This is a genomic window from Achromobacter sp. JUb104, assembly GCF_024806975.1.
Lineage (GTDB): Bacteria > Pseudomonadota > Gammaproteobacteria > Burkholderiales > Burkholderiaceae_B > Achromobacter > Achromobacter spanius.
This window is the reverse complement of sequence record NZ_JANUEY010000001.1, coordinates 1,751,560-1,769,936: the sequence shown is the minus strand read 5'-3', so window position 1 is coordinate 1,769,936 and position 18,377 is coordinate 1,751,560. Positions and strand designations below refer to the sequence as shown.

19 protein-coding genes are annotated in these 18,377 nt (G+C 65.6%); 8 read left to right on the top strand and 11 right to left on the bottom strand.

Annotation, left to right across the window (positions count from 1 at the left end; all coding sequences use genetic code 11):
- Position 1: 1 nt before the first annotated feature.
- Positions 2–1,483: an amidohydrolase family protein gene (locus M2361_RS07990; RefSeq protein ID WP_259247624.1), complete on the bottom strand. Its 1,482-nt coding sequence runs from the start codon at positions 1,481–1,483 to the stop codon at positions 2–4.
- A 6-nt stretch (positions 1,484–1,489) separates the two neighbouring features.
- Positions 1,490–2,470 carry a tripartite tricarboxylate transporter substrate binding protein gene (locus M2361_RS07985; RefSeq protein WP_100855839.1) on the bottom strand — a complete coding sequence of 327 codons (981 nt, stop codon included), beginning with the start codon at positions 2,468–2,470 and terminating at the stop codon, positions 1,490–1,492.
- Positions 2,471–2,590: 120 nt separating this feature from the next.
- Between M2361_RS07985 and M2361_RS07980 the strand changes: the two genes are divergently transcribed.
- Positions 2,591–3,535, top strand: coding sequence for a LysR family transcriptional regulator (locus M2361_RS07980; protein WP_259247618.1), 945 nt, complete (start codon positions 2,591–2,593; stop codon positions 3,533–3,535).
- 49 nt (positions 3,536–3,584) lie between these two features.
- Here the strand turns inward: M2361_RS07980 and M2361_RS07975 are convergent, their stop codons facing one another.
- A complete protein-coding gene (locus M2361_RS07975; protein WP_259247610.1) occupies positions 3,585–4,196 on the bottom strand; it encodes a glutathione S-transferase family protein in 612 nt (203 codons plus the stop codon).
- 210 nt (positions 4,197–4,406) lie between these two features.
- On the opposite strand from M2361_RS07975, the gene M2361_RS07970 reads away from it, so the two are divergent.
- Both M2361_RS07970 and M2361_RS07965 read left to right on the top strand, forming a co-directional pair.
- Positions 4,407–5,504, top strand: coding sequence for a PQQ-dependent sugar dehydrogenase (locus M2361_RS07970; RefSeq protein ID WP_279996203.1), 1,098 nt, complete (start codon positions 4,407–4,409; stop codon positions 5,502–5,504).
- 3 nt (positions 5,505–5,507) lie between these two features.
- On the top strand, positions 5,508–6,146 hold the full coding sequence (locus M2361_RS07965) for a glutathione S-transferase family protein (RefSeq protein ID WP_259247607.1): 639 nt from the start codon (positions 5,508–5,510) through the stop codon (positions 6,144–6,146).
- Between the two features lie 35 nt (positions 6,147–6,181).
- Here the strand turns inward: M2361_RS07965 and M2361_RS07960 are convergent, their stop codons facing one another.
- Positions 6,182–7,090: a DMT family transporter gene (locus M2361_RS07960; RefSeq protein ID WP_259247606.1), complete on the bottom strand. Its 909-nt coding sequence runs from the start codon at positions 7,088–7,090 to the stop codon at positions 6,182–6,184.
- Between the two features lie 66 nt (positions 7,091–7,156).
- Positions 7,157–7,534 carry a DUF423 domain-containing protein gene (locus M2361_RS07955; protein WP_050444688.1) on the bottom strand — a complete coding sequence of 126 codons (378 nt, stop codon included), beginning with the start codon at positions 7,532–7,534 and terminating at the stop codon, positions 7,157–7,159.
- A gap of 163 nt (positions 7,535–7,697) precedes the next feature.
- On the opposite strand from M2361_RS07955, the gene M2361_RS07950 reads away from it, so the two are divergent.
- Together M2361_RS07950 and M2361_RS07945 are read left to right on the top strand one after the other, a co-directional pair.
- A complete protein-coding gene (locus tag M2361_RS07950; RefSeq protein ID WP_100855834.1) occupies positions 7,698–8,183 on the top strand; it encodes an antitoxin Xre/MbcA/ParS toxin-binding domain-containing protein in 486 nt (161 codons plus the stop codon).
- Positions 8,180–8,692, top strand: a complete 513-nt coding sequence (locus M2361_RS07945) for an RES family NAD+ phosphorylase (RefSeq protein ID WP_050444690.1) — start codon at positions 8,180–8,182, stop codon at positions 8,690–8,692. Before M2361_RS07950 ends, M2361_RS07945 begins: the two co-directional genes overlap by 4 nt.
- A gap of 50 nt (positions 8,693–8,742) precedes the next feature.
- Here M2361_RS07945 and M2361_RS07940 read toward each other — a convergent pair whose 3' ends face one another.
- The gene (locus tag M2361_RS07940; protein ID WP_259247601.1) at positions 8,743–9,804 is read right to left on the bottom strand and encodes an alcohol dehydrogenase; all 1,062 of its coding nucleotides are present in this window, start codon (positions 9,802–9,804) and stop codon (positions 8,743–8,745) included.
- Between the two features lie 64 nt (positions 9,805–9,868).
- On the bottom strand, positions 9,869–11,077 hold the full coding sequence (locus M2361_RS07935) for an ABC transporter substrate-binding protein (RefSeq protein WP_259247600.1): 1,209 nt from the start codon (positions 11,075–11,077) through the stop codon (positions 9,869–9,871).
- A gap of 228 nt (positions 11,078–11,305) precedes the next feature.
- Here M2361_RS07935 and M2361_RS07930 point away from each other — a divergent pair, with 228 nt between their 5' ends.
- Entirely contained in the window at positions 11,306–12,046 is a 741-nt protein-coding gene (locus M2361_RS07930; RefSeq protein WP_259247597.1) for an IclR family transcriptional regulator, read from the top strand.
- Between the two features lie 44 nt (positions 12,047–12,090).
- On the opposite strand, the gene rocF is transcribed toward M2361_RS07930, so the two are convergent.
- Positions 12,091–13,053, bottom strand: a complete 963-nt coding sequence (gene rocF, locus M2361_RS07925) for an arginase (RefSeq protein ID WP_259249261.1) — start codon at positions 13,051–13,053, stop codon at positions 12,091–12,093.
- A gap of 189 nt (positions 13,054–13,242) precedes the next feature.
- On the opposite strand from rocF, the gene M2361_RS07920 reads away from it, so the two are divergent.
- Positions 13,243–14,064, top strand: a complete 822-nt coding sequence (locus tag M2361_RS07920) for a MetQ/NlpA family ABC transporter substrate-binding protein (RefSeq protein ID WP_259247595.1) — start codon at positions 13,243–13,245, stop codon at positions 14,062–14,064.
- Positions 14,065–14,075: 11 nt separating this feature from the next.
- Here M2361_RS07920 and M2361_RS07915 read toward each other — a convergent pair whose 3' ends face one another.
- Positions 14,076–15,272, bottom strand: a complete 1,197-nt coding sequence (locus tag M2361_RS07915) for an MFS transporter (RefSeq protein ID WP_259247588.1) — start codon at positions 15,270–15,272, stop codon at positions 14,076–14,078.
- 92 nt (positions 15,273–15,364) lie between these two features.
- On the opposite strand from M2361_RS07915, the gene M2361_RS07910 reads away from it, so the two are divergent.
- Complete coding sequence (locus M2361_RS07910; protein WP_100855828.1) at positions 15,365–15,832, top strand: Lrp/AsnC family transcriptional regulator; 468 nt, start codon at positions 15,365–15,367, stop codon at positions 15,830–15,832.
- 20 nt (positions 15,833–15,852) lie between these two features.
- Here the strand turns inward: M2361_RS07910 and M2361_RS07905 are convergent, their stop codons facing one another.
- A complete protein-coding gene (locus M2361_RS07905) occupies positions 15,853–17,025 on the bottom strand; it encodes a metallophosphoesterase (RefSeq protein ID WP_259247586.1) in 1,173 nt (390 codons plus the stop codon).
- A gap of 82 nt (positions 17,026–17,107) precedes the next feature.
- Positions 17,108–18,343: an alpha-hydroxy acid oxidase gene (locus M2361_RS07900; protein ID WP_259247584.1), complete on the bottom strand. Its 1,236-nt coding sequence runs from the start codon at positions 18,341–18,343 to the stop codon at positions 17,108–17,110.
- Between the last annotated feature and the right edge of the window lie 34 nt (positions 18,344–18,377).

Below are 18,377 nucleotides of genomic sequence, written 5' to 3'. Positions count from 1 at the left end.
TTTATGTACTCCGAACTGATGCATCACCGGGCGTCAATACGTGGCCCGGGCGTTGCGTGCTGGTTTGTTCCCCGTCCCAGATCTGCTTGCCGTTGACCCACACCGCGTGGATGCCCTGGCTTGCCTGAATGGGAGCTGAAAACGTCGCCGTATCCGTCACGGTGGCGGGGTCGAACAGCACCAGGTCAGCATGATAACCCTGGCGCAGCAGGCCGCGCCCGGCGATGCCATATTGGTCAGCCGCCAGGCCGGTCATCTTGTGGATGGCCGCTTCCAACGACAGCAGTTGCTGTTCGCGCACCATCGTGCGCAACACATTGGTGAAGGTGCCCCATTGGCGTGGGTGCGGGTGGGGGTCAAAGGGCAGTCCGTCAGAGCCGACCATCGTCAGCGGATGCGCGAAGATGCGTTTGACGTCGGCGGGGTCCATCAGAAAGTAGATGGCGCCTGCGGGCGCGAGGCGAGTGACGGCGGCTTCGTCGTCCAGGCCTAGTTCCTGCATGACTTCGGCGAAGTCGCGGCCGGTGGCCTCGGGGTAGCCTTTGGACCACGTGATCATCGTGCGGCTGGCCAGCCGCGCGCGGTCCAGCCGCAGCATGGTGGACGTGGCGGGGTAGGGGTGGCAGTCCAGGCAGACGGGTTGGCTGGCGGCGGCGCGGTTGATCAGGTCCAGCGTTTCGCGGGTGCGGCCGTGGTTGCGTTCGCCGGCCAATTTGTGATGCGAGAACACCACGCGGCAATCGAGTTCGCGGCCAATCAGCAGCGCCTCTTCCATGGCGGGCACGATGTGATCGGCCTCGTCGCGCAGGTGGGTGGCGTACAGGCCGGGGCGGCCCGCTTGCTTGGCTGCCTTCAAGGGCAGGCAAACGTCGATGATTTCATCTGTGGGCGCGGCGCTGGCGGGCGGGTAGAAGGTGCCGGTGGATACGCCGAAGGCGCCCGCGTCCAGCGCTTCTTGCAGCAGGCCACGCATGGCGGCGCGTTCGCTGTCGTTAGCGGCGCGCGAGGTGTCGTCCATCACAGCCACCCGCAAGGTGGTGTGGCCCACCAGCGGAATCACGTTGACCGCGGCGGGCGTGCTGCGCAGCGCGTCCATCCAGGCGCGGAACGTGGCAAAGCGGAACAGCTCGGCGGGGCCGAGCAGGTCCAGGGGCTGCGGAATGTTGTCGCGCTGAAGCGGCGCGAGGCTGATGCCGCAGTTGCCGGTGACGACAGTGGTAATGCCTTGCGACACCTTGGGCAGCATGTCGGGATGCGCCAGCAGATAGCCGTCATCGTGGGTGTGGGAATCAATGAAGCCGGGCGCCAGCACCTGGCCGCGCCCGTCTATCACCGGCACGCCCGCGGGGTGGGCAAAGCTGCCCACCGCCACGATGCGATCACCCAGCACGGCCAGGTCGCCCGGCTGGGCGGGGCCGCCCGAGCCGTCGATAAGCGTGGCGCCCGCCACGATGAAGTCAGCCTGCAAGGTGGGCAAGGTCATGAGTGCTTAGTCCAGCTTTTCGATGCCAGCGGTGTCGATGATCTTTTTCCACTTGGCGGTTTCGCGATCAATCAATTGCTTGAATTCCTGCGGCGAGCCGGTGGCGGGTTCAGCGCCCAGCGTGGCAAGGCCGGTACGCACTTCGGGCGCTTGCAGTGCTTTCTGGATGGCGGCGTTCAGCGTGGTCACGACTTCGGGCGGCGTGCCCTTGGGGGCGACAACACCGCCCCAGGCCACGGTTTCATAACCCTTCAGGCCGGACTCATCCAGCGTGGGCACGTCGGGCATCAGCGCCAGGCGCTTCAGGCTGCTGACGCCAATGGCGCGCACCTTGCCGCTGGCAACCAGCGGCGCGGCTTCCGAGGTGTTGACGAACAGGTAGTCCAGGCGGCCGCCCAGCAGGTCCTGGATGGCGGCGGGGCCGCCGTTGTACGGGATGAACATGACGTCCACCTTGGCCATGCTCTTGAAGAGTTCACCGCCCATGTGGCCGGTGGTGCCCACGCCCGATGCGCCGTAGGACAGGCGGCCAGGTTCCTTCTTGGCGCGGTCGATCAGGTCTTGCACGCTTTTGACGGGCGATTCGGCCGGCACGATCAAGGCGTTGTACAGGTCGAACATGTGCGCGACCGGGGTCAGGTCCTGGTCCACGTCATAGGGCAGGCGCTTGAACAGCGAGCGGTTCACGGCCAGCGTGTTGATGTTGCCGTAGCCCACGGTGTAGCCGTCGGCGGCGGCGCGCTTGATCAGCGAGATGCCGATGTTGCCGGCCGCGCCCGGGCGGTTTTCAATCACCATCGTGGCGCCGGTGTCTTTGGCGATTTGCGTGGTGATCAGGCGCGACAGCACATCGGGCGAACCGCCCGCGGCCGAGGGCACCACGAAGGTGATGGGCTTGTCGGGATAGGTACCGGCGGCCGAGGCGGTGCCGATCAGGGCGGCGCTGAGCGCCAGCGCGGATACGCTGCGGAAGAAGGTGCGATGCATGGTGGTATTCCCCTTGTTTTGTTGTGGTGACCGGCGCAGATTACACCCGCGTTGCGGCACTGCATCATCGAAAAATGTGGCAATCCTATAATCCGCCGTTATTGGTCAAGGGGAATAAAAATGGATGTGGAAGGCTATGCGGATGAGGTCGGCCCCAGCGCGGGGCGGCCGTTGAACCTGCGTCAGATCGAGGTTTTTCGGGCCATCATGATGTCGGGGTCCATCAGCAGCGCGGGGCGCATGCTGCATGTGTCGCAGCCCGCTGTCAGCCGGGTGCTGGCATTGACGGAAAGCCGCCTGGGTTATCGCTTGTTCGAACGGGTCAAGAGCCGTTTGTCGCCCACGGCGGAAGCGCGTCGGCTGTATGCCGAGGTGGAGCAGGTGTATGGCGGCATCCAGCGCGTGAACGATCTGGCCGCCAGCCTGGGGCAGTCCGGCGCGGGCATGTTGAAGATCGTGGCCAGCGCCAGCTTCGGGCAGCGTCTGATTCCGATGGCGCTTGAGCGCTTTCGCGGCCGTAATGCGGGCGCGCGGGTGGACTACCGCAGCGTCACGTTCGACGAGTTGGCGGCGTACTTCCTGTCGGGGCAGGCGGATATCGGCATTTCGATGCAGCCGCCCGATCATCCAAACCTGACGTCGGTGCGCCTGGCGCAGGTGCCCGTGGTGTGCGTGATGCCGCCGGCCCATCCCTTGGCCAGCCACAAGGTGGTGCAGCCCGAGGATTTTTCGTCCGCCGCCTGGATCGGCTACCCCCGCGACACGCCATTGGGACGCGCGCTGCAACCGTTTTTTGGCGAGGGGCCGCGCCATGCCGCGGCGATCGAAGTGCATTCACCGGTCACGGCGTGTTCGTTCGTGCAGCAAGGCCTGGGGCCGGCCTTGGTGGACACCTGGTGCGTGTCGACCGAGCAGTCGGCGCATATGGTGTTGCGGCCCATCGCGCCCGAAGCCAGCGTCGAGGTATGGGCCACGTATTCGAACCTGAGCGCGCCGCCGCTGTTGGCGCGCAGGTTTCTGGCAGCGGTGAAGAAAACCTTGGAAGGGGAAGCAGAGGCGGGCTGAGCCTGGGCTGGTCCGCCAGTAGGCTTCCCCCCGTTTGGCTTACCCCGCTTTACAGCCCTTCGGCCTTCAACGCGGCCTGGACGCCCTTGTCGGCTTCCATGCGCTTTTCGAATGCCGCCAGATTGTCTTGGCCGGCCAGGTCCACTTCCTTGGCGCGCGCCCAGCGCAGCACCACGTACAGATAGGCGTCCGCGATCGACGGCGCGTCGCCCGCCAGGTACGACTTGCCCGCCAGTTGCGCATCGATTTGCGAGAACAGCTTGGTCAACAGCTTGGAGGCCGAGCCGGCCAGTTCCTTCTGCGCGCCTTCGTCGCCCAGGAAGCGGGAAGCGCCGAAGATCATCGAGAACGTCTTGTGGATGTCGGAATTGATGAAGCCCAGCCAGCGGCGGACTTCGGCGCGCGAGCGGGCGCTGCCGTCGCCCAGCAGCTTGCCTTGCGGCGCCTGTTCGGCAATGTATTCCAGGATGGCGACGTTCTGCGTCAGGGTCCAGTCGCCATCGGTCAACGCGGGCACGGCGCCCAGCGGATTCACCTTCAGAAATTCAGGGCCCTTGAGCGCTTCGCGGCTGAGCGCGTGCGTTTCGTAGGGCTGGCCAACCCACTCCAGAACAATGTGAGAAGCGAGCGAGCACGCGCCGGGCATGTAGTACAGTTTCATGCGATGGGGTCTCCGGAAAGGAAGAACGGGGGGCTCCCGTCCCTGGGCGCTATGGTACGCCACCCGCTGGGCGCTTCGCGCCAGTTTGTCATAGCCGCCACACCCGCATTCAGCCCTTTGCCGCCGGAGATGTCCATGCAGTCACGCACCGCCGCGAGCACGCGCGCGATCTCATTTTTTTCGGTTTCAACGCTGGTCATGGCGGGCGCCATGGTGTGGGCCAAGCCTGCACATGCAAGCCAGGAGCCGCCCTCCGTTGCCGCGCGTGTGACGCCGGTGGTGGGTGGGCTGGACCATCCCTGGGCCATGGCGTTCCTGCCGGACGGTGGGATGTTGATCACGGAACGGCCCGGCACGCTGCGTTTACTGCGCACGCCGGGCGGCTTGTCCAAGCCGCTGTCCGGGGTGCCGAAGGTGGCCGCGCGCGGGCAGGGCGGCTTGCTGGATGTGGCGCTGTCACCCGACTTTGCGAAGGACCGGTACGTGTACCTGTCGTATGCCGAATCCGATGGCGACAAGAGCGGTACGGCGGTTGGCCGGGGCAGGCTGTCGGACGATGCCAGCGGCCTGGAAGATTTCAAGGTGCTGTTCCGGCAAATGCCGAAGCTGTCATCCGGCCTGCATTTCGGTTCGCGCCTGGTGTTCGACGGCAAGGGCCATCTTTTCATTGCGCTGGGCGAAAACAACCAGCGTCCCACCGCGCAGGATCTGGACAAGCTGCAAGGCAAGGTCGTGCGCCTGAAGCTGGACGGCTCGGTGCCCGAAGACAACCCCTTTGTGGGCAAGACCGGGGCGCGGCCCGAGATCTGGTCCTACGGCCATCGCAACCCGCAGGGCATGGCGATCAACCCGTGGTCGGGTGATCTTTGGGAAAACGAACACGGCCCCCGTGGCGGCGACGAAATCAATCTGGTTCAGGCGGGCAAGAACTATGGCTGGCCGTTGGCCACGCATGGCATCAACTATTCGGGCCTGCGCATTCCCGAGGCCAAGGGCGAAACCGCGCCGGGCACGGAAGCGCCGCTGTTCTGGTGGGCAAAGTCGCCCGCCATCAGCGGCATGGCTTTCTACGATGCCGACCGTTTTCCGTCTTGGAAAAACTCGGTGTTCATCGGCGCCTTGGGTAATCAGAACCTGATTCGCCTGACGCTGGACGGCAACCGTGTCGTGGGCCAGGAATGGCTGCTGGTAGACCGCAAGAGCCGGATACGCGACGTGCGGCAAGGGCCGGACGGCTATGTGTATGTGCTGACCGACGCCTCGCCCGGCCAATTGCTGCGGGTAGCGCCGGCGCAATCTGGAGGGTAAGCGATGAAGACCTACGAGTTGATCGGATCGGCCGGGTGCGGGTCGGCCATTGTCGAGATGGCGCTGGTGCTGGCCAACGTGCCACACACGCTGACGGACGTGCCCTATCTGAAACCCGGCCCCGAGCGCGACCGCCTGCTGCAACTGAACCCCTTGGGGCAGGTGCCGACGCTGATCACCCCGGAAGGCGAGGTCATGACCGAAAGCGCGGCGATGATCCTGCACCTGAACGACGTGGCGCCGCAGGCCGGCTTGGCGCCATCAGCCGACAAGCCTGAACGGGCGTACTTTCTGAACGTGCTGCTGCGTCTGGTCGGCGCGGTGTACCCCACGTTCACGTACGGCGATATTCCGTCGCAATGGGCGGGCGAGGGCGCGGCGGCGGACTTATTGCGCGAGCGCGTGCATACCCGGCGCGCGGAGCTCTGGAAGGAACTTGAACAGCAGGCCGGGTCGCCCCACATGTTGGGCCGGCGATTTTCCGCGCTGGACCTGTATGTGACGGTGATGACGCGCTGGCGTCCGGGGCAGGCGTGGTTCCAGGCGGAATGCCCGGCCTTGGCGGCGGTTGCCAGCCAGGCGGCGCTGGAACCGAATGTGGCGCGGGTATTGGCCCGCAATTTTCCCGCGCCTACCGAATAGGCTTTTCAGATGGGCGCAACGCCCGGACCGCGGCCTTATGCCTTGCCGCGGCGCTTGCTCTTTGCGCGGGCCTCGCGCACGGCGATGTACACGCCGCTGCCCGCAATGAAGAGCGCACCCAGATAGGCATAGGCGTCAGGCGCTTCACGCCAGAAAATCCAGCCCAGTATCGTGGCCCAGATCAGGCCGGTGTAGTCGAACGGCGCCACGACCGACGCAGGGCCGATCCGAAAGCCCTGCGTAATCAACGCCAGCCCCAGCGTGCTGAATAGCGCGATGCCGCCGAAGTAAGGCAGATGCTCGACGGTGGGTGTCTGCCACACCCAGGGCAAGCCGACCGCGCTGCACAGCAACTGCCCAAACACGATGTAGAACGTGGTCGTCAACATGCCTTCGCCCCGGCTGATGCCGCGCGCGGTGATCATCATGACCGCGTAGAGCAGGGCCGTGGTCAGCGGATACAGCGTGGCGGCCTGGAATGCCGCCGAGCCAGGGCGCACCACGATCAGCACACCGATAAAACCGGCCAGCACGGCCAGCCAGCGCTTGCTGTCCACACGCTCTTTCAGGATCAGCACGGATAGCGCCGTCACGAACAGCGGCGCCGCGAAGGCGATGGCGGTGGCTTCAGCCAAGGGCAGTGCGCGCAGGCCCAGATAAAAGCAACAGGCCGACACGACGTTGATGGCGCCGCGCACCAGATGCAGCCCGGGATGCGTGGTGCGCAGCACGCGCCGGCCGCCCAGCCACAAGGCCAGCGCCGTCACGAAAGGCAGCGCGATCAGTGCGCGCAGGAACAGGATTTGAAGCGGGTTGTAGTGCTCGCCCAGCCATTTGGCGTTGGCGTCGCTAAGCGTTAGAAAAAAGATGCCGCCCACCACACAGGCGATGCCTGCGAAGGCGGAGTGGTCCCGGGCGGCGGGCAATACAGTTGAGGAAGACATCGGAAACCTGCAAGGGCGGCGGTTCCTGCCGCCGTGGGGAAAGGGGACGCGCGAATGAGGTGAGGGTCAGCCCTGGGCGCGATAGGCCGCCAGCGCGACCATGGCCCAGGCGGCCAGGAAGGCGGTTCCGCCTAAGGGGGTAACCGCGCCCAGCCAGTGCACGCCCGTCAGCGACAGCGTGTACAAGCTGCCTGAGAACAGCACGATGCCTACAAACATCACCACGCCGGCGGCGGACAGCAAGGGCGAACCGAAGCGGGCGCCCAGCAGTGCGATGACGAACAGGCCCAGCGCGTGGATCAGGTGATACAGCACGCCCGTCTGCCAGACGGACAGCAGTTCTGGCGTCAGCATGCGCTTGAGCCCATGCGCGCCGAAAGCGCCCGCGCCTACCGCCACCATGAGATTCAACGCCGCAAGTATCGTCAACTGCCGGTCCGTCATTGCCAGTCCTTGTAAGTGATCGTGTGTAACGCCGCCTATGATATGCCCAATTTCGGTGCACGCCCGGGCGAACAGACGCGGCTTTGCAGCTTGCGGCTCGATTTCCAAATGGGATATCATAAATTCTGTTTGGTATAGGGTCTCAGGATCCCAGGAGCGCATGATGACCATCGCCATTCCCGGAAAATCGGCAGACAAGCGCGGCGCTGCCGCCACCCGCCCGCCTCGCCGCGCAACGGCGCGCGCCAAGCAGTTGTTCCAGGAGCTGGTGGACAGCCCGCTAAGCGATATGGCGCGCGACGTGCGCCGGGGCCTTCCCGCGCAGATGGTGGACGACGCGGCCGATTTCCTGCAAGTGCCCAAGTCCGAAATCATGGCCATCACCGAGGTCAAGGCCGCATCGCTGTCGCGCTGGACCCGGGAAGGGCAGATGCTGCCGCTGGGCGAATCCGACCGGCTGGCGCGCGTGGCCCGGGTAGCGCGCGTGGCGCGTCAGGTGCTGGGCAGCGATGACGAGGCCGTGCAGTGGCTGAACACGCCCGTGCCCGCTTTGGGCAACGTCAAGCCCTTGTCCTTGCTGACCTCGGACGCCAGCAGCCGCATCGTGGAAGACACCCTGGCCCGGGCGGCGGCCGGCGTGTACGCATGAGCGATTTCATTTCCCTGTGGCGCATCGGCACAACCGCCGGCACGTACCGCGCGGATGACTTGAGCGGAGCGGGGGCAGCGGCGGTGGGCGGGCGCTACAACAGCCCGGGTACGGCGGTGGTGTACACGTCATCCAGCGTGGCCTTGGCGGTGCTGGAAACCGTGGTGCATTTTGCCGTGCGGGCGTCCGAACAGGCCAATCGCTATCTGATCGAGGTGGCCGTGCCGCGCGCCATCCATGATGCCCGCCAGGTGCTGACGGTGAACCAGTTGCAGCGGGATTTCCCGTTCTGGGAGGCGGTGCCGTTTGCCGAAGCCTCGCAGGCGGTGGGCGACAACTGGGTGGAATCCGGCGTGTCGGCGTTACTTGAATTGCCCAGCGCCATCGTGCCTTATCGTGGCGTGCCCGACTGCAACCTGCTGATCAATCCGGCGCATCCGGATGCGGAACACATTGTGGTGGTGCGGCGCGAACGGTTTGTGTACGACCCGCGCTTGAAAGCGGCATGAACAAAAAAGGGGAGCCCGAGAAGGCTCCCCTTTTTACCGCCTAGCCAGGATCAAGCGGTGGTCAGTACCGCCCGACCCACCACCTTGCCCGCCCGCAGCGCCGCCAATACGCTGTCGGCCTCGGCCAGCGCGTGGCGGTGTACCGGCATGGGCGGCACCTTGCCCGCGCGCACCAGTTCCATCAATTCCTGCAATTCCGCCAGGTTGCCGACGTAGCTGCCGATGATGGACATCGCCTTCATGGGGATCAACGCGATCGGCCACGACGATGCCCCGCCGAACAGGCCGACGATGATGAGTTTGCCGCCCTTGGTCAGGAAGTCGAACGCCAGCGAGGTGGTGGCGGGCGCGCCGACCAGGTCGATCGCGGCCTGAACCGGCTTGCCGCCCGCGGCTTTGATGATCTGCTGCGCGGCGTCCGGCGCGGCGCCGTCGATGGCGGCCAGCGCGCCGGCTTCCAACGCGGCTGCGCGCTTGGCGGGGTCGATGTCGACCACGATGGCGCCCGCGCCACCCAATGCCTTGATCAGCGTCAGGCTCATCAGCCCCAGGCCACCCGCGCCGAAGATCACCACGGGATGTTCGCGGTAGATGTCCGCGCCGATCTTCTTCAGCGCGGAATACGTGGTCAGGCCCGAGCAGGCGTACGGCGCGATCTGCGCGGGGTCAAGGTCGCCGATGTCGATCAGGTATTTGGGATGCGGCACCACGATGTGGTCGGCGTAGCCGCCCGCGCGGTGCACGCCCAGGCAGGCGGGCGCGCTGCAATGGTTTTCCATGCCGGCCAGGCAAGGCGTGCATTTGCCGCAGCCGATCCACGGATACACCAGGTAGTTCTTGTCGCTGGACAGGCCTTGCGCGTCCGGCCCGGCCGACACCACGCTGCCTACCGTTTCGTGGCCCATCGTCAACGGCAGCGACACGCCGCGGTCTTTAAGGGCCAGGGTGCGGCCCTGGCCCAGGTCGTAGCCGCCTTCCCACAAGTGGATATCGCTGTGGCAGACGCCCGCGGCGCGCACTTTCAACAGCACCTGTGTCCCTTGGGGGGTAGGCGTGGGCTGCTCCATTTCCTGCAAGGGCTCGCGGAAGTTGACGACGCAATAGCACTTCATGGGGATGTCTCCGTTTGGGGTTGTTATAGCCAGCAGCCTACACCCACGCGCCGTGGCGCGATATTCACTTTTTGATCAGGGGGCATTCGCTGTCGGCCAACGACACGAACACCTTGTCGCCCGGCACCGTGGACAAGATGCGGTAGAAGTCGCCCGGGTACTTGGATTCGGCGGGTTTTTTCACTTCGACCAGATACAGGTCCATGATGACGCGGCCGTCCTCGGGGCGGATGCGGGCATTCTTGATGAGCTTGGTGGTGATGGGCAATTCACGCATCTTCTTATTGACCGCTTCGCCCTCGAAGGTGCCGGCCGCCTGCGCGGCTTGCAGGTAATGCGTGGTGGCCACATAGCTCAGCGCCTGCACGATGGACGGCGGGCGCGTCACGCCCATCTTCTGTTGCCAGCGTTTGGTCCAGGCGCGGGTGTCTTCGTCGGCGTCCCAGTAAAACCCGGTGGGAAAGGTCAGGCCCTGCGCCACGGGCAGGCCCATGGCCTGGACGTCGTTGATGAAGGTCAGGAAGGTCAACAAGCGCTGCTTGCCGCCGGTCAGGCCGAATTCCTGCGCTTGCTTGATCAGATTCACAAGGTCACCCCCGGCGCTCGCCAGGCCCACCACTTCTGCCTTCGAGGCCTGTGCTTGCAGCAGGAACGAGGCGAAGTCCAGGGCGCCTAGCGGATGGCGCGTGCTGCCCAGCACCTTGCCGCCCGCTTCTTGCACGAAACGGGTGGCATTGCTTTCCAGCGATTTGCCGAATACGTAATCGGTGGTGATGAAGTACCAGGACTTGCCGCCGGCTTGCACCACGCTTTTCACGACGGCGTTCGACAAGGCGTAGGTGTCGGGCGCCCACTGCGTGCTGAGCGTGCTGCATTGCTTGCCGCTGAAGTCGCCCGCAAAGCCGCCGCTGATCAACGCCGTGCCGCCTTTTTCCCGGGCAACGCCTTGCGCGGCCAGCCCGGCCGAACTGGCGCCGCCGTCCACCACGGCAACCAGGCCTTGCGTGTCGAACCAGCGCCGCACCAGCGCCGAGGCCACGTCCGCCTTGTTCTGGTTGTCGGCGCCCACCACTTCCACGGTCTTGCCCGCCACCTTGCCGCCGAAGTCCTCGACGGCCATGCGCACCGACATCTCGGAACCTTGTCCGCCTAAATCCGAGTAGATGCCCGATCGGTCATTGGATACGCCCAGGCGCACCACATCCGATTGAGCTTGCGCCGCGCAGGCGGCCATCGTGGCGGCCGCAGCCGCCAACAGGGGTTTGATACGCATCTGTCTGTCTCCCCGGCCCGGAAACGAGCCGATTGTTTGAGTTCTTGGTGATGACGCGGAACCGCCGAGGGGGCAGCCGGAATCCTGCCGGCTGAAGTGGAATTCTTGTATGTGAAATTAAATTCCTGTGCAAGAATTTAGGTTCGCCCATATGAAAAGTCAACATAGTGGATTACCTAGCAGATTCGTCATTTTTGCTCAGGTAGCGCCGCGAAAAAGGTCGCCACCATGGAAGTGAAGCTCGTCGCCCGAACGTTGGATCTGATCGAACTTTTTGCGCAGGCGCGGCGGCCGATGCCGCTGACCGAATTGGCCCAGGGCTTGGGCGCGCCCATGTCCAGTTGCCTGGCGCTGGTGCGCACGCTGGTTGCACGCGGCTATTTGTATGAGGTGCGGCGGCGCGGCGGTTATTACCCCACCGCGCGGCTGCAAGCGCTAAGCGCGCTGATCCAGTCTGGCGACCCCTGGCTGGAACAGGTTCGCCCGCATCTGCTGGCCTTGCGCGATGCGGCCAATGAAACCGTCATGCTGGGCAAGATCCAGGACGGCGCCGTGGTGTTTCTAGACGTGGTGGAGTCCACGCAACCCGTGCATTACGCCGCGCGGCCGGGCGAGCGGCGGCCCTTGCACACCAGTGCGGTGGCCAAGGCGGTGCTGGCGCGGTTGCCGGCGGCGGAACGGGATAGCGTGTTGGCGGCCGCCGACTACACCCGACATACCGAGCGCACGCTGACGACGCGCGAGGCCTTGCTGGCCGAGGTGGCGCGGGTAGAGGCGCGGGGTTGGGCGGCGAACGTGGGCGAAAGCGTGGCGGACCTGACCGGCCTGGCGGTGGCGCTGGATTTGGGCGGGGAATGGTACGCGCTATGCATGGCCGGGCCGACGCCGCGCGTGTGGGAAGCGCGGGATCGAAACCTGGCGCATTTGCAGAATGCCGCGCAAGCCATCCGGCGCGCCCGCGAGGGGTAGCGGGCGGCAGAGGGGAAAGCGCAAAGGTGAAACCGCTGTAGCGCTCAACTGCCCCGGCGCATCAACGTCGATTTGCCGAACAGGCTTTCGATCAGGTCCACGGCCACTTCCGCCGTTTTGTTGCGCACGTCCAGCGCGGGGTTCAGTTCCACCACGTCCAGCGAGCGCATCAAGCCCGTGTCGGCAATCATTTCCATGCACAACTGCGCTTCGCGGTAAGTGGGGCCGCCGGGTACGGTGGTGCCGACGCCGGGCGCGATGTCGGGGTCCAGGAAGTCCACGTCGAAGCTCACATGCAGGTGCGTGCCGGCATCCAGGCCCGCCAGCGCGGCGTCCATTGTGGCGCGCATGCCCATTTCATCCAGATAGCGCATGTCGAACACTTCCAGGCCGGCCTGGTGCACCAACTGCTTTTCACCTTGGTCCACGCTGCGGATGCCGATCTGGCGTACCCAGCCGGGTTCGATGTCGGGCGTCTGGCCAGACATGCCGGTGATCTCGGCCGGGCCGTAGCCGCACAGGCAGGCCACGGGCATGCCGTGGATATTGCCGGTGGGGGTCAGCGCATGGGTGTTGAAGTCCGCATGCGCGTCCAGCCACAGCACGCGCAGCTTCTTGCCGGCTTCGCGGCAATGGCGCGCCACGGCGCTGATGGAGCCGATGCCCAGGCAGTGGTCGCCGCCCAGCAGGATGGGTAGACGGCCCTGGCTGAGTTCGGCGTAGACGGCGTCATGCACGGCCTGGTTCCACGCGGCCACTTCCGCCAGATGGCGATAGCCGTTGTGGGGCGGCAGCCAAGGGTTGGCGGGGCCGTAGAGGTTGCCGCGGTCTATCACTTCAAACCCCTGCGCCTCGATCACGGGACCCAGATCCGCCACGCGCAAGGCTTCCGGGCCCATCGACGCGCCGCGAGCGCCCGCGCCGATATCCGTGGGTGCGCCGATCAGGGAGATTTGGGTAGGCAAGGCAACAGGGTTCTGCACGCTGCGGGCTCCGGTGGGGTTCATCATTGGGCGGATAGTACCCCGGCCGTTTGCTTACGTGCTGGGTCAATCATCGCCATTGCGCAACAATGGCTATTGCCGGACACGCGAGCCTGCTGCTGCACAATAGCGGCTGCGCGCCGATCAACCCACCCGCTTGCCCTGATCACCTATCGTTCGCGCGCCGGCTTGCATTCCCTTTGGATGGCTTTCATGCACTTGCATTCGTTGTTTTCCACCCTGACGCGCGGCGCGGCCGTGCTGGCCCTGAGCGTGGCGGCCTGCGCCACGGCCACCGCGCAAGACAAGCCCTTGCGCATCGGCGTGATTGCCAGCGTGGCCAACGAAGCCACCGAGCAAGCCATTGCCCAAGCCAAGAAAGAGGGCCTGGAGGTGCAACTGGTGGAATTCAATGATTGGGTGCTGCCCAACATCGCCGTGGCCGATGGCTCGGTCGACGCCAATTTCTTCCAGCACGAACCGTTTCTGCAACTGTTCAACCAGCGCCGGGGCGCAAACCTGACCCCCATCGCCTATGGTTATTCCACCACCATCGGCCTGTTTTCCAAGAAGCTGAAGAAGGGCGATACGGTGCCGGACGGCGCGACCATCGCCGTGCCCAACGACCCGGTCAACACGGGCCGCGCCTTGCTGCTGCTGGAATCGATCGGGCTGATCAAACTGAAGCCCGGCGTGGCCCACCAGGCCACGCTGCAAGACGTGGTGTCCAACCCCAAGAAGCTGAAGTTCGTGCAGATTGAAGGCTCGCAATCCGCGCGCACCTTTGATGACGTGACGGCGTCGGTCACCTACACCACCTTTGCCAAGCAGGCGGGCTTGAATGAAAAGGATGGGCTGGCGTTCGACAATACCGACCCCGCCAGCATCCGCCGCTACGCCATCCGCTGGGTGACCACGCCGGACAAGGCGCAAGACCCGCGCTTGCTGAAGTTCATTGCCATCTACCAGAACTCGCCCGAGGTCAAAGCGACCTTGAAGCGTTTGTACGGCGACCTGATCACGTTCCCCTGGTAGGTCAGAAGACGTTACGCCGCCGCCTCGCGCCGTTCGGCGCGGCGGCCGTTCAAGCGCCAATGCAGGCCCAGCGCGGCCAGGCCCACGACGGCCGACGCGCACACGCCCAAGGCTTCAAAGCCCGCATGCGTGTACAGCGTGCCGGCGACCGCCGTGCCCACGCTGGCGCCCAGATACGTCGTGCAGGTATTCAAGCCCAGCACCGCGCCACGTTCATCGGGCCGTGCGCGCGATAGCAGCAACACCAGCAGGTTCAGGCTGATCTGTGACGCGGCGCCCCACAGCACGGCAATGGCGAGCACCGCCGCCAAGGCGTGCGTAGCGGGCAACAACACCAGATACACCGTGGCGATGGTCGCCAAGGCCAGTGGCAAGGCACGCCGCGGCCCCAGGCGTTCAATCAGCGGCGCGCCGGCAAACCCCGCCAGCATGAAGCCCGCGCCATAGGCAAAGGCAATAAAGCCCACCTTGCCGGCGCTTAGCGCCAACAGCGTGCGAACGTGGTCGGCCAGGAAGGCGTAGACGCCGTAGAACGCGGACGAGAATGCCAGGCACGCCAGCAACAGCACGGGCACGTCGCGATAGGAAAGCGGGGCAAGCAAGCGCGACAGGCGCAGCGGCGCGGGATTTTCCGCGCGGCGTTCGGGCAGCTTGCGCAGGCCCAGCAGCGCAATCGCGGCGCACAGGGCCAGGGTGCCGTAGGTGGCGCGCCAGCCGACGGCGTCCGAGATCAGGGCGGACAAGGGCACGCCCGCCACCAAGGACACCGACCACCCGGCAATCACGCGCCCCAGCGTGCGCGTCTCTTGCCCGGCAGGCGCCACCAGCGATGCCGAGCCATAGGCCGCGGGCAGGATGACGCCCGCCGCCGCGCCGGCCAAGGCTTGCGCCAAGGTCAGCACGATCCAGTGCGGCGCGGTGGCGGACAGGACCAGGGCCGCGATCAGCACCAGCATGGCGCCCAAGAGCGAGCGGCGGATGCCGATGCGGTCGATGCGCGCGGCCAGGAAAAAGGCGCTTGCGGCAGTGGCTGCGCCGTAGGCCGAAATGGCGGTGCTGATGGTCAGCGCCGACGTTGAAAACGAGCGCGCTACGTCGGTCAAGATGGGGCTTAGCGCCAAGCCATTGGACCCCACGACGCTGACGGCAAACATCAAGGCGGGCACGGCGGACGCGGGGTGGGATTGTCGCTTGCTACGGTTCTGCATGCCGCGAATTTTATTGGAATAAAATAAGGGATTACGCCGATATTTCCTTATTCCATCAAAGTCCGAATGCCGTAAGGCAGAACTTGATTCCGATGCCAGACCTAGACGATCGCGACCGAAAACTATTAACGTTGCTGGCGGACGACGCCACGCCCAGCTACGCCGAGCTAGGCAAATTACTGAACCTGTCGGCTCCCGCGGTGCATGAACGGGTCAAGCGCTTGAAGCGCGACGGGCTGATCAAAGGCATTGCCGCCCGGCTGGATGGCGCGCGCATCGGCCGGCCCTTGCTGGCCTTCGTGCATGTGGACACCGCCAACTGGACGATCACGCAACAGGTGCTGGGCCTGGCCGAGCTGACCGAGGTGGAAGAGATTCACACCATCACCGGCAAAAGCGCCATGCTGCTGAAAGTGCGGGTGCGTGACACGCAGGCGCTTGAGCTGCTGCTGGCCCGCATCCACCAGATTGACGGCATCACCAACACCACCAGCGACATCGCGCTGACCAGCTACCTGGAGCGCGGCCCCTTGCCCGACAACGCGCCGCAGGCGGACTAAGCGCGTCGGCGCGTTGCCATTCAGGCGCGCCCCGACGCCGTGCGCAAGCGCAGGCGCGTGATTTCAGACGGCGCGCCCAAGCGCTTGGGCGGCCCCCAGTAGCCGGTACCCCGGCTGGTATAGACCCACATCTTGCCTAGCCGATGCAGGCCCGCCGTGAAGGGCTGCTGGAAGCGCACGAAGAACCCCCACGGAAAAAACTGCCCGCCATGCGTATGGCCCGACAACTGCAAGCTGTAGCCCAGCGGTTCCGCCGCCGCCGCGCTGCGCGGTTGGTGCGCCAGCAGAATCTTGGCGCAGGCGTCGGCGGGGGCGCCGGCCAGCGCCGCCTTGGGATTGCTGCGATGCTGCGGATCAAACGCGCCGGCGCTGAAATCCGTGACGCCCGCCACCACCACCGGCAAGCCCGACGGGTGAATGACCGCATGCTCGTTCAACAGCACGCGTAGGCCCATGCGGCGGAATTCGGCGATCCAGGGCGTGGCGCCTGAATAATATTCATGGTTGCCCGTCACCAGGTACACGCCGTAAGTCGCGCGCAGCGAACCCAGCGGGCTGGCTTGCTCGGCCAGATGCTCGACGCTGCCGTCGACCACGTCGCCGGTGATGGCGATGACGTCGGGCAGCAGTTCGTTCACGGCATCGACAATGGCCTGCACGTATTGCTTCTTGATGGTCGGGCCGACGTGGACATCACTGATCTGCACGATGGTGAAGCCGTCCAGATCTTGCGGCAAACCGGCGATGGGCACGTCCACATCCACCACCCGGGCCCGGCTGCGCGCGTTGTAGAAGCCGACCAGCGTGCCCGCCAATGCCAGCGCGGCAACCGCCCAGGCGCTGTAGCGGCGCAGGTCCAGCCAGGGCAGGCTGGCGTTGGCCAGCAGCGTGACCAGCCACGTCAAGAGCAGGGCGGCGTCGCGGATGACGGTCAAGACGAACAGGGACGAAAACAGCCCCATCGCGATCAGGCCGACCCACGCGATGCGATCACCCCACGGCGGGTTCACCGAGGAACGGGCCAGCATACCCATCGGAATCAGGATGCACGACAGCAGCAGGGCGATGATGGCGGCGGCCGCACCAGCGGCGGGCAACTGCGCGTCCGGGATCAAGCGCGCGCCGACATAGACGTGGGCCAGCGCACCCAGTGTCAGAAAGCGCAGGAAGAACGAGGATTGGCGTAGGGACACGGCGGGAAGGGGGCAGGCCAGGGAACCGCCATTCTATGCCGCGTCGCGCTGCCTGGCCGTGTCCGGTTCGGCAACAGGCCGTTCAGTGGCCGCCGGGCCCGTCACGCCAGAGCAAGTCCGCATTCATTTCCCGCAGGCTGTTGATGCCCAGCATTGCCATGTTGCGGTCGACTTCCGCCCGCAGCAGGTGGATGGCGTGGGCCACGCCTGCCTGCCCGCCGACCGCCGCCGCATAGTTGAACGGCCGGCCCACGAACACAAAGCGCGCGCCCAGCGCCAGCGCCTTCAAGACGTCGCCACCTCGCCGCACGCCGCTGTCCATCATCACGGTCATGCTGCCCGCCGCGTCGACCACGCGGGGCAGGGCACGCAGCGGCGAGATGGCGCCATCCAGTTGGCGGCCGCCGTGGTTGGACACGATGACGCCATCGGCGCCGTGCTGGCGCGCCAGCGCCGCGTCTTGCGGATGCAGGATGCCCTTGATGATCAAGGCGCCCGGCCACTGGCGGCGTATGCGCGCCACGTGTTCCCAGTTCAGGTGATCGCGCGCGGTGAAGTCGCGCAGCACGGACGCGGACACAATGGGCGCGCCGCGCGTGGCGAATGAATTTTCAAAATGCGGCATGCCGTGGGCCAGCAAGGTGCGCAGGAAGGTACCCGCCAGCCAGCGCGGCCGGGTCAAGCCGTCCCACGCCAGGCGCAGGCTGGGTTTGAGCGGCGTTGAAAAGCCGGTACGCACATTGTTTTCGCGATTGGCGGACACGGGGATGTCGACGGTCAATACCAAGGTTTCATAACCGGCGCGGCGTGCCCGGTCGACCAAGGCGTCGATTTTTGCGGGATCGCCCGGCAGATAGGCCTGGAACCAGGTGCCGGGCGCTTCGCGGATCACGTCTTCCAGCGCAATGAGCGACGTGCCGCTGAGGATGGCGGGGATGCCTTCGTCTCGCGCGGCGCGGGCCAGCACCACGTCGCCCCGGTACGCCGACAAGGCGCTGATGCCCATGGGGGCAATACCGAACGGCGAGGCGTAGCGGCGTCCGAAAATTTCCGTGCTTTGCGTGCGGCGTGACACGTCGACCAGCACGCGGGGCGCGAAGCTGTATTGGGCGAAGGCGCGGCGGTTGTCGTGCAGCGACTGGTTGTCTTCCGCGGCACCCGCCACGTAGCCGAAGATAGGCCGGGGCAAGCGCTTGCGCGCGGCGGCTTCAAAGTCATCCAGGCTAAGCATGCGGGCAAGCGCGCGCGGCACGGGGGCGGCTGCGCTGGTGGTCGGCGTGCTGGCAGGCGTAGGAACGGGCAGGGCGTTGGAAGTCATGGCGGGCCGCTAAAAGCCCGTAATCTAACAACCC